This window comes from Pseudomonas donghuensis (assembly GCF_000259195.1).
Taxonomy (GTDB): domain Bacteria; phylum Pseudomonadota; class Gammaproteobacteria; order Pseudomonadales; family Pseudomonadaceae; genus Aquipseudomonas; species Aquipseudomonas donghuensis.
Genome location: NZ_JH650764.1, coordinates 60,599 through 71,072 on the forward strand (window position 1 = coordinate 60,599; position 10,474 = coordinate 71,072).

10 protein-coding genes are annotated in these 10,474 nt (G+C 62.9%); 1 reads left to right on the plus strand and 9 read right to left on the minus strand.

From position 1 onward, the window contains the following. Positions 1 to 20: 20 nt before the first annotated feature. The 9 genes from UW3_RS0112735 to exaC form a co-directional block, all read right to left on the minus strand. On the minus strand, positions 21 to 731 hold the full coding sequence (locus tag UW3_RS0112735; RefSeq protein ID WP_026001304.1) for a LexA family transcriptional regulator: 711 nt from the start codon (positions 729 to 731) through the stop codon (positions 21 to 23). A 456-nt stretch (positions 732 to 1,187) separates the two neighbouring features. After that, positions 1,188 to 1,715 (minus strand): inorganic diphosphatase, encoded by a 528-nt coding sequence (ppa, locus tag UW3_RS0112740; RefSeq protein WP_007933577.1) that lies wholly within the window; start codon positions 1,713 to 1,715, stop codon positions 1,188 to 1,190. Positions 1,716 to 1,806: 91 nt separating this feature from the next. Further along, a complete protein-coding gene (locus UW3_RS0112745; RefSeq protein WP_010222872.1) occupies positions 1,807 to 2,622 on the minus strand; it encodes a M90 family metallopeptidase in 816 nt (271 codons plus the stop codon). A gap of 9 nt (positions 2,623 to 2,631) precedes the next feature. Then, positions 2,632 to 3,282: a DedA family protein gene (locus tag UW3_RS0112750; RefSeq protein WP_010222873.1), complete on the minus strand. Its 651-nt coding sequence runs from the start codon at positions 3,280 to 3,282 to the stop codon at positions 2,632 to 2,634. Between the two features lie 210 nt (positions 3,283 to 3,492). Next, positions 3,493 to 3,951 (minus strand): GNAT family N-acetyltransferase, encoded by a 459-nt coding sequence (locus tag UW3_RS0112755; protein WP_010222874.1) that lies wholly within the window; start codon positions 3,949 to 3,951, stop codon positions 3,493 to 3,495. 94 nt (positions 3,952 to 4,045) lie between these two features. Continuing rightward, positions 4,046 to 4,870 carry an ethanolamine ammonia-lyase subunit EutC gene (gene eutC, locus UW3_RS0112760; RefSeq protein ID WP_010222875.1) on the minus strand — a complete coding sequence of 275 codons (825 nt, stop codon included), beginning with the start codon at positions 4,868 to 4,870 and terminating at the stop codon, positions 4,046 to 4,048. Between the two features lie 11 nt (positions 4,871 to 4,881). After that, positions 4,882 to 6,276, minus strand: a complete 1,395-nt coding sequence (locus UW3_RS0112765) for an ethanolamine ammonia-lyase subunit EutB (RefSeq protein WP_010222876.1) — start codon at positions 6,274 to 6,276, stop codon at positions 4,882 to 4,884. A gap of 51 nt (positions 6,277 to 6,327) precedes the next feature. Continuing rightward, complete coding sequence (gene eat, locus UW3_RS0112770; RefSeq protein WP_010222877.1) at positions 6,328 to 7,776, minus strand: ethanolamine permease; 1,449 nt, start codon at positions 7,774 to 7,776, stop codon at positions 6,328 to 6,330. A gap of 111 nt (positions 7,777 to 7,887) precedes the next feature. Continuing rightward, a complete protein-coding gene (gene exaC, locus UW3_RS0112775) occupies positions 7,888 to 9,408 on the minus strand; it encodes an acetaldehyde dehydrogenase ExaC (RefSeq protein ID WP_010222878.1) in 1,521 nt (506 codons plus the stop codon). Positions 9,409 to 9,673: 265 nt separating this feature from the next. On the opposite strand from exaC, the gene UW3_RS29510 reads away from it, so the two are divergent. Then, positions 9,674 to 10,474: sigma-54-dependent Fis family transcriptional regulator (locus UW3_RS29510; protein ID WP_010222879.1), on the plus strand; the 801-nt coding region annotated here is incomplete at its 3' end.

The window sequence follows — 10,474 nt, forward strand, 5'->3', positions numbered from 1 at the left end:
CAAAAATTCTTCGCCAACGCTCAAGCCGGGCGGCTGTCGCGCAGGTGGCCCCACCAGAAGACCCAGCCGAGCACCTCCAGGTGCTGGGTCTTGAGTTGCGCCGGGCTGTAGGTTTCAGTCGGGTATTCGTCGCTGTCCTGGCTGTGCAGGCGCAAGGCGCCATTGGCGCGGCGGCTGAGGCTGTTGATGCGCAGGCGGCCATTGTGCAGCAGGGCGTAGATCTCGCCGTCGACCACGCGGGTGAGGCTGCGGTCGACGGCCAGGGTGGTGCCGCGTGGTAGCAGCGGGCTCATGTTGTGCCCGGGCATGCTCAGGCACAGGGCATCGCCAGGGTCGACCCCCAGGGCGTCGAGGGCGCGGATGGGCAGGCGCAGGTAGCGGTCATCAACAGCTTTTAACTGGCGGGCCTGGACGCTGTAGAACGGCAGTTGGATGTCATTGTGGTTGTGCGCCGCCAACAGGCTGGCATCGGGGCTTTCGACGCCCGGGCGGGCCGCCTGGCTGTTGAGGCGCGGCAAGGGGTTGGGGTGTTTGGGGCCTTCGCCGTTGCGCAGCCAACGGCTACGCACGCACAACAGTTCGGCGATTTCATCCAGGCGGGCCAAGGGCACGCCGCGCTTGAACCAGTTGTTGACGTGCTGCGGCGTGACCTTGCGTTGCGCGGCAAAGTCGGAGGGGGACAGGTTGCACTCGCTCAGGAGCACTTTGAGACGATCGCCAGATGTATTCATGAGGCCCGAGTTTAGTGGGCTTGCAGCGCCTGGGCTATAAACGCGAGGTTCATTTTGAAGGCGGGAAAATGGCTGGCTTACAGGCGTTTGCCTAGGCTGGCGTAAGAGGTTTCCTGGCAAAAAATCCACTTGGAAGGTGTTCGGACCTATCCTACGCACGCTGCTGCCTTTTCACTGTTGTGATAAAGGTGCTACAGGGCTAGTTTCCTCGGGTCGCTACGTTGGCGACCGGGTGTGAGAGCTCGAGTAGATAGTAGAAGCAGCTAGTTATGGCAGCTGTGCGCGGGCAGACCTCGGTCTGGCCGGGTTTCCTATGTCTACCGGTCTCTCACCCCGCGTACGGCTGCCACCCTAATCCTGTGAGAAGGATTGAGGTGGAGGCTCCCACCTTGAATGGGGCGTTCTTGCCCTGAAACAAAAAGCCCCGCAGGTGCGGGGCTTTTTGTTGAGGGTTGCTTAGCCTTTGTAAGCTGCAACCGACTTGGTGATCGCGGCGCGAGCGGCGTCAGCGCCATCCCAGCCTTCGATCTTGACCCACTTGCCTTTCTCGAGATCTTTGTAGTTCGCGAAGAAGTGCTCGATCTGCTGGATCAGCAGGGCAGGCAGGTCGGTGTATTCTTTGACGTCGACGTACAGTTGCGACAGTTTGTCGTGCGGTACGGCGATGACTTTGGCGTCGCCGCCGCCATCGTCGGTCATGTTCAGGATGCCGACCGGACGGGCGCGGATGACCGAGCCTGGGGCAACCGGGTACGGCGTCACGACCAGCACGTCGAGGGGATCACCGTCGTCGGCCAGGGTGTTGGGGATGTAGCCGTAGTTGGCCGGGTAGAACATCGGGGTGGCCATGAAACGGTCAACGAACAGGCAGTCGCTGTCCTTGTCGATCTCGTATTTGATCGGCGCGTGGTTGGCTGGAATCTCGATGGCGACGTAGATGTCGTTCGGCAGGTCTTTGCCAGCCGGAATCTTGCTGTAGCTCATTGGGCAGTGCCCCCATGTTTGGCCAAAAATTGGTCGCGATTATAGGCACATTCCGCTGCGCTTGCCACGCCCGCCCGGATGTCCGGCTGGCTCAGTCCTGGGGCTGCCGGTAATGCGGGTGATGGTGCTGCAACTGCTGCAGGCGGGCGAGCGGATCCTGGCGGTAAAAGCCGCGCAGTTGCTGGTACACCGCAGGGTAGGCGTCGTTGAGCAGGTCGGGGGCGCTGAAGAAGTATTCGCTGGTCACGGCAAAGAACTCCGCCGGGTTTTCCGCGGCATAGGGGTCGATGGCGGTCTCGGCGTCGGGGTTGCGGTCGAGCTGGCGGTTGAGGTCGTCAAAGGCCTCCTGCATGGCCTGGGCCCAGTCGCTGACGCGTAAATCGCTGTGCAGTGGCGGCAGGCCGTTGGCATCGCCATTGAGCATGTCGAGCTTGTGCGCCAGTTCGTGGATCACCAGGTTGTAGCCTTCCCAGCCACCGCTGGCCTGTACCCCCGGCCAGGCCAGGATCACCGGGCCCTGCTGCCAGGCTTCGCCACTGTGCTCACCGTCCCACTCGTGTTCGATACCACTGGCGTCGCGATGGCGCTGGGGGCTGAGGAAGTCGTCGGGGTAGAGGATGATCTCGTGGAAACCCTGGTACCAGTTCAGCTCGCCCAGGTGCAGCAGCGGCAGTTGCGCCTGGGCGGCGAGAAACAGCCGCTGCTCGCCGTCCAGCTCGACCCCGGGCAGGGCACTGAGGTGTTTGTCGTGCAGGAACAGTACGCAGGCTTCACGCAGCCATTGGTCTTCTTCGTCGCTGAGGCCATCGAGCATCGGCAGGCGCTCGCGCACCCGCTGCCAGCGCTGCGGGTCGAGCGGGTGTCGGGCCAGGGTGCGGCGACGGCGCCAGGCGCGGAGCGACCACATAGGCCGGGCTTAGTGAACCTTGGCTTCGTTGCGGCTCATGCGGCTGCGCACTACGCCGATGATCATCGGCACCAGCGACAGCAGGATGATGGCGACGATCATCAGCGACAGGTTCTGCTTGATGAACGGCACGTTGCCGAAGAAATAGCCGAGGGTCACCAGGCCGCCCACCCAGAGCACGGTACCGGCGACGCTGAAGCCGAGAAAACGCGGGTAGTGCATTTTCGCGATGCCGGCGACGAACGGCGCGAAGGTCCGCAGGATCGGCAGGAAGCGCGCCAGGGTCACGGTCTTGCCGCCATGGCGTTCGTAGAAGTCGTGGGTCTGCTGCAGGTAGTCGCGGCGGAAGATCTTCGAGTTGGGGTTGCGGAACAAGCGTTCGCCCGCCGTTCGGCCAATCACGTAGTTGGTGCTGTCGCCGAGGATGGCTGCGGCCATCAGCAGGCCGCCGAGCAGAACCGGGTCCATGCCGCCGCCAGCAGCGACGGCGCCGGCGATGAACAGCAGGGAATCACCCGGCAGGAACGGCATGACCACCAGACCGGTCTCGCAAAAGATCACCAGGAACAGGATCGCGTAGATCCACGGGCCGTAGTTGTTGACCAACAGGTCCAGGTAGGCATCGAGATGCAGAATAAGGTCCAGCGGGTTGAAATCCATGTACAGCACCTGTGTTCTTGACCCGAGGGACGGGCTTGCGATGGCTGGCAGTGCGAATGCGGACGGTCGCTACCCGGGAGATGGGTAAAGTTTCACACACAATGAAGAGGCGCATTATACGGCTACGAACAGATTGTGCCTGCGCAGTTTGTAGCGGCGGATGTCGAATGGATGTGAACGGCAGGCGCGGCGCCTGCCGTTGCGCCCGGATCAGTCCGAGTTGATAGGCAGGATGTAGCTCTTGAACTCGGTGTCTTCGTGAAAACCGATGGATTCGTAGGTTTTCATCGCCACTTCGTTGTTGCTGCTGGTAGACACCCGCAGGCGCACCGCGTTGGTTTCCTTGGCCAGCTTCTTGGCTGCGCGCATCAGGTGGTCGGCCACCAGCATGCGCCGGGAGTCTTCGGCGACATAGATGTCGTTGAGGATCCACACGCGCTTGAGCGACAGCGACGAAAAGCTCGGGTAGAGCTGGCAGAAGCCCATCAGTTTGCTGTCGTCATCGTCCGGCAGGGCCAGGTAGATGATCGACTCGCCACGTTCCAGGCGTTTTTCCAGGAATGAGCGCGAGGAGTCCGGGTAAGGCAGCTGGCCGTAGAACTCGCGGTACCTGACGAACAGCGGGACCAGCATGTCCAGGTGTTCCAGGGTTGCTTGGATGATTCGCATAAGCAGGCCTCAGAGTCCATGGGAGTTTACGGTGAGTCGCCGACAGCCTGGGTAGATGCTGCCTGAAAGCAATTAGAAAACGCAATCTAGGATCTCAAGGTTTACTCAGCAGGAAGTTTGCGCTTTTCGGCGCATCGCTGTCTGACTCAAGGGTTTGCACCTGGGCTTCATCCTTCAGGTTGACCCCCGACAACTGCCGCCGACAGGCTTCGCGCATCAGGTACAACAGGCGATGGGCGGCCATGCCGTAGCTCAGACCTTCCAGGCGCACGTTGGAAATGCAGTTGCGGTAGGCATCGGTGAGGCCGACCTTGGGGTTGTAGGTGAAATACAGCCCGAGGCTGTCCGGCGAGCTCAGGCCTGGGCGTTCGCCGATCAGGATCACAGTCATCTTGGCCCGGAGCAGTTCGCCCACTTCATCGGCAACCGCCACCCGGCCTTGCTCCACCAATACCACCGGTGAGGTCGACCAGCCGTCGGCGGCGCTCTGTTCTTCCAGGCGGGCGAGAAACGGCAGGGTATGGCGGTGCACGGCCAGGGCCGAGAGGCCGTCGGCGACGACGATGGCCAGGTCAACGCCGCCGGGGTTGGCCTGGGCATGCTCGCGCAGCCGTTGTGCTGAATCGTCGTGCAGCCGGCGCCCCAGATCGGGGCGTTGCAGGTAGCTGTGGCGATCGGCGGCGGCACTGTGCAGCAACAGGCTGTCACGCCCGCGTGCGCTCAATTGCTCGCGCAGGCCGGCGTGGTCGAAGGCCAGGTGCACGGCATCGCGGGCCTGGGCGTGGGCGAACTGGAAGTCGAGCTGGGCGCCAGTGGGCAGGCTGGTACCGGTGCGGCCCAGGGCAATGCGCGCCGGGGTCAGGCGGCGCAATTCCAGCCAGGGATTGCTGCTGTTGTCGTGTTGGGGAGTGTTGGCCATAGTCGACTCGCTTATCCCAGTTGCGCCAGGGCCTGGCGGAAGGCCGGAGGCAGGTTGTCACCAAAACGCACCCGGCCGTCGGCCTGGGTGAAAATGCCCATGCGCGCCAGCCAGGCCTCGAATTCCGGCGCGGGCTTGAGGCCCAGGGTCTGGCGGGCGTAGAGCGCATCGTGAAACGAGGTGGTCTGGTAGTTGAGCATGATGTCGTCGGAGCCGGGGATGCCCATGATGAAGTTGATCCCGGCGACACCCAGCAGGGTCAGGAGCATGTCCATGTCATCCTGGTCGGCTTCGGCGTGGTTGGTGTAGCAGATGTCGCAACCCATGGGCACGCCGAGCAGCTTGCCGCAGAAGTGATCCTCAAGCCCGGCGCGGATGATCTGCTTGCCGTTGTAGAGGTATTCCGGGCCGATGAAGCCGACCACGGTGTTGACCAGAAACGGCTTGAAGTGGCGGGCCACGGCATACGCGCGGGTTTCGCAGGTTTGTTGGTCGACGCCATGGTGGGCATTGGCCGACAGGGCGCTGCCCTGGCCGGTCTCGAAGTACATCAGGTTCTGCCCGAGGGTGCCGCGGTTGAGGCTGAGACCTGCGTCGTAGCCTTCCTTGAGCACATTGAGGTTGATGCCGAAACTGGCGTTGGCCGCCTCGGTGCCGGCAATCGACTGGAATACCAGGTCCAGCGGCACGCCACGGTTGATCGCCTCGATCGAGGTGGTCACGTGGGTCAGCACGCAGGCCTGGGTCGGGATGTCGTAGCGCTGGATGATGGCGTCGAGCATCTCCAGCAGCGCGCAGATCGAGGCGATGCTGTCGGTGGCCGGGTTGATGCCGATCATGGCATCGCCGTTGCCGTACAGCAGGCCGTCGAGAATGCTTGCGGCAATGCCCGCCGGCTCATCGGTGGGGTGGTTGGGCTGCAGGCGGGTCGACAGGCGCCCGCGCAGGCCCATGGTGCCGCGAAAACGGGTGACCACGCGGATCTTCTGCGCCACCAGCACCAGGTCTTGGACGCGCATGATCTTCGAGACTGCCGCGGCCATTTCCGGGGTCAGGCCCGGGGCCAATGCACGCAGGCTGTGTTCATCGGCTGCTTCGCTGAGCAGCCAGTCGCGCAGCCCGCCCACGGTCAGGTGGCTGACGGCGGCAAAGGCGCTGGCATCATGGGTGTCGATGATCAGCCGGGTGACTTCATCGTCTTCGTAAGGGATCAGCGCTTCGCTCAAGAAGTGCTTGAGCGGGATATCGGCCAGGGCCATCTGCGCCGCCACTCGTTCTCCATCGTTGCTGGCGGCGACGCCGGCGAGAAAGTCACCCGAGCGCGCCGGGCTGGCCTTGGCCATGACTTCCTTGAGGCTGTCGAAACGGTAGGTCTGGTTGCCCGCCGTGTGTACAAAACTTGCCATACAGACTCTCCAGAACGCCGCAGGGCTGGCCTGCGGCGTAGGTGGCGTTGATCAGTGCAGGGCCTCTTCGGCCTTCTGGATCGCGGCGAATTCTTCTTCCGGGGTCCCGGCGACCAGGTGGTGTCGACTGTAGAACGCAAAGTAGGCAATCAATACCGCATAAATCACTGCGGCGCCAATCACTACCCGCGGGTCGACCAGAAAGCCCGCCACCACCGCGATGCAGGCCAGCACCAGGGCCACGCCCGAGGTGAAGATGCCGCCGGGGGTGCGATACGGGCGCTCCATTTTCGGCCGGCGGATGCGCAAGGTGATGTGCGCGGCCATCATCAGTACATAAGACAGCGTAGCGCCGAACACCGCGACCAGGATCAACAGGTCGCCCTGGCCGGTCAGCGACAGACCGAAACCGATGATCCCGGGGATCACCAAGGCCAGTACCGGGGCCTTGCTCTTGTTGGTTTCCGACAGCTTGCGTGGCAGGTAGCCGGCACGGGACAAGGCAAAGATCTGCCGCGAATAGGCGTAGATGATCGAGAAGAAGCTGGCGATCAGGCCGGCCAAGCCCACCAGGTTGACGAAACCGCCCATCCAGGTCGAGCCGCCGTAGGCTTTCGACAGCGCTTCCACCAATGGGTTACCGGAGGCTTTCAACGCTTCGGCACCGGCGCCACCAGGGCCGACCACCAGGATCAGCAGGGCGAAGGCCAGCAGCACCAGCATGGCGCCGATCAGGCCGCGGGGCAGGTCGCGCTTGGGGTTCTTGGTTTCTTCGGCGGCCAGCGGTACGCCTTCGACGGCGAGGAAGAACCAGATCGCGTAAGGGATCGCGGCCCACACCCCGACATAGCCGAACGGCAGGAAGCTGCTGGCGCCAACGGCGTCGGTCTGGGCGATATCGAACAGGTTGTTGACGTCGAAGTGCGGCACCATCGCCACCAGGAACACGCCCAGGGCAATGGCGGCCACGGCGGTGATGATGAACATCAGCTTGAGCGCTTCACCGACACCGAAGATGTGGATGCCAATAAAGATGATGTAGAACGCCAGGTAGATCATCCAGCCGCCGATGCCGAACAATGACTGGCAATAGGCGCCGATAAACACCGCAATGGCCGCCGGGGCGATGGCGTACTCGATGAGGATCGCCGTACCGGTAAGAAACCCGCCCCAAGGCCCGAATGCGCTGCGGGCAAAGCCGTAGCCGCCACCGGCGGTGGGGATCATCGACGACAGTTCCGCCAGCGAGAAGCACATGCACAGGTACATGGTCGCCATCAGCAAGGTGGCGAGGAACATGCCGCCCCAGCCACCCTGGGCGAGGCCGAAGTTCCAGCCGGCGTAGTCGCCGGAAATCACGTAGGCGACGCCCAGGCCCACCAGCAATACCCAGCCGGCGGCGCCCTTTTTCAGTTCACGTTGTTGGAAGTAGTCGGAGCCGACCTTTTCGAAGTCGACAGAAGAGCCAGCCGGCACGCTGCCGGTATGATCGCTTGGCATAGGGTTCACCTGTTCTTTTTATCAATACCGGCGGGTGCCGGTTTGTCTGGTGATGGTCTTGCAGGAAGCGAGCCAGAGCGGCCCCGGGATTGGAGCCGCCCTGTTTCTCGTTTAGAAGAAGCCCAGCGGATTGATGTCGTAGCTGACCAGCAGGTTTTTGGTCTGCTGGTAGTGATCGAGCATCATTTTGTGGGTTTCACGGCCGACGCCGGACTTCTTGTAGCCACCGAACGCGGCGTGGGCCGGGTACAGGTGGTAGCAGTTGGTCCATACGCGACCGGCCTTGATGCCGCGGCCCATGCGGTAGGCGCGGTTGATGTCGCGAGTCCAGACACCGGCGCCGAGGCCGAACTCGGTGTCGTTGGCAATCGCCAGGGCTTCGGCTTCGTCGTTGAAGGTGGTGATGCTCACCACCGGGCCGAAGATTTCTTCCTGGAACACGCGCATCTTGTTGGTGCCCTTGAGCAGGGTCGGCTGGATGTAATAACCGGTCGACAGGCTGCCTTCGAGTTTTTCCACCTTGCCGCCGGTCAGCAGCTCGGCGCCTTCCTTCTCGGCGATTTCCAGGTACGAGAGGATCTTGTCGAACTGTTGCTCGGAGGCCTGGGCGCCGACCATGGTGTCGGTGTCCAGTGGGTCGCCGCGCTTGATCTGCTTGATCTTCTTCATCACCTCTTGCATGAACGCCGGGTAGATCGACTCCTGCACCAGGGCGCGGGATGGGCAGGTGCACACTTCGCCCTGGTTGAAGAACGCCAGCACCAGGCCTTCGGCGGCTTTTTCAATGAAGCTCTGCTCGGCCTGCATGATGTCTTCGAAGAAGATGTTCGGCGACTTGCCGCCCAGCTCGACGGTGGACGGGATGATGTTCTCGGCGGCGCATTTCATGATGTGCGAGCCGACCGGGGTGGAGCCGGTGAAGGCAATCTTGGCGATGCGCTTGCTGGTGGCCAGGGCTTCACCGGCCTCGCGGCCATAGCCTTGCACCACGTTGAGCACGCCTGGCGGCAGCAGGTCGCCGATCACTTCCAGCAGCACGCTGATGCCCAGCGGAGTTTGCTCGGCGGGCTTGAGTACCACGCAGTTGCCGGCGGCCAGGGCCGGGGCGAGTTTCCATGCGGCCATCAGGATCGGGAAGTTCCACGGGATGATCTGCCCGACCACGCCCAGCGGTTCATGGAGGTGGTAGGCCACGGTGTTGCCGTCGATCTCGGCGGCACTGCCTTCCTGGGCGCGCAGGCAGCCGGCGAAGTAGCGGAAATGGTCGGCCGCCAGCGGGATGTCGGCGTTGAGGGTTTCGCGGATGGCCTTACCGTTGTCCCAGGTTTCGGTGATGGCCAGCAGTTCGAGGTTCTGTTCGATACGGTCGGCGATTTTCAGCAGGATCAGCGAGCGAGCCTGCACCGAAGTGGCGCCCCAGGCATCCGCCGCGGCGTGTGCGGCGTCCAGGGCCTTTTCGATGTCTTCGGCAGTGGAACGCGGGAATTCGGCAATCAGTTGGCCGTTCACCGGCGAGGTGTTTTCGAAGTACTGGCCTTTGACGGGGGCAACGAACTCGCCACCGATGTAGTTCCCGTAACGGCTCTTGAAGGAAACCTTGGCGCCTTCGGTACCGGGATGTGCATAACGCATGATGTGTCTCCTGGCTATTGTGCTTGTTGGGAGGATGTAAAGCATAGAGCAAGGGTTGGGCCAGTGTAGGCGGCCTTAGGTAAATCAAGGGTTTGGGCGGTTTCTGCGCCGGCGGTGGCGGGGCGCTGTAGCGTGTCTGGCACAGCCAGGGTGACACTTTGTACCGTTGTTGACGCAAGGCGTGACCCAGCAGTCAAGCCAGCATTGCATTGCGCCGATGGGTGGAGGATGCTGGGCCTGTCTCGTCTGCGGAGAACAATAAAAAGTGCAGAGCAATCACCTCAGCCGGCATGCCCGGCAAGTACTCACCGTGACCCAGGGCAAGGCCCTGGCACAGGGCCCTGGCAGCGATCCGTCGATCGCCCGCTCCTGGTTGCGTTGCCTTGAGGACTATCACCTGGACCCGGCCCAGAGCATGGCCCCGACCGTGCTTGAACATGGCCGCGTGCTGGAAAGCCGCGAGCGCTTGCAGCAGGTGCTGCAGATCGCTGGCAACGAAATGAACAGCCTGCACCAGCAGCTTTCCGGCGCCGGCCATGCGGTACTGCTCACCGACGCCCGCGGGGTAATCCTCAATTGCGTCACCGCGCCCACCGAGCGGCGCATCTTCGAGCGTGCCGGGCTGTGGCTCGGTGCCGACTGGAGCGAAGCCCGCGAAGGCACCAACGGCATCGGCACCTGCCTGGTCGAGCGCCAGGCGGTGACCATTCATCAGGATGAGCACTTTCGTGGCCGTCACACCGGGCTGACGTGCTCGGCCAGCCCGGTGTTCGACCCGCACGGCGAACTGCTGGCAGTGCTCGATGTGTCCTCGGCGCGGGCTGAAGTTTCGCGCCAGAGCCAGTTTCACACCATGGCGCTGGTCAACCTCTCGGCGAAGATGATCGAGAGCTGCTACTTCCTGCGTTATTTCGAAAACCAGTACCTGCTGCGCTTTCACCTGCAGGCCGAGTCCGTCGGGCTGTTCAGTGAAGGGTTGCTGGCCTTTGATGGCGACGGACGGATTTGCGCGGTCAACCAGAGCGCCTTGAACCTGCTGGGCACCGTCCGTGGCGGCTTTCTCCGC

Coding starts and splice junctions, on each gene's coding strand:
- eutC (WP_010222875.1), bottom strand. CDS start 4,870: ATGGCCAACACTCCCCAACACGACAACAGCAGCAATCCCTGGCTGGAA.
- UW3_RS0112735 (WP_026001304.1), bottom strand. CDS start 731: ATGAATACATCTGGCGATCGTCTCAAAGTGCTCCTGAGCGAGTGCAAC.
- UW3_RS0112755 (WP_010222874.1), bottom strand. CDS start 3,951: ATGCGAATCATCCAAGCAACCCTGGAACACCTGGACATGCTGGTCCCG.
- UW3_RS0112750 (WP_010222873.1), bottom strand. CDS start 3,282: ATGGATTTCAACCCGCTGGACCTTATTCTGCATCTCGATGCCTACCTG.
- UW3_RS0112765 (WP_010222876.1), bottom strand. CDS start 6,276: ATGGCAAGTTTTGTACACACGGCGGGCAACCAGACCTACCGTTTCGAC.
- ppa (WP_007933577.1), bottom strand. CDS start 1,715: ATGAGCTACAGCAAGATTCCGGCTGGCAAAGACCTGCCGAACGACATC.
- UW3_RS0112745 (WP_010222872.1), bottom strand. CDS start 2,622: ATGTGGTCGCTCCGCGCCTGGCGCCGTCGCCGCACCCTGGCCCGACAC.
- exaC (WP_010222878.1), bottom strand. CDS start 9,408: ATGCGTTATGCACATCCCGGTACCGAAGGCGCCAAGGTTTCCTTCAAG.
- eat (WP_010222877.1), bottom strand. CDS start 7,776: ATGCCAAGCGATCATACCGGCAGCGTGCCGGCTGGCTCTTCTGTCGAC.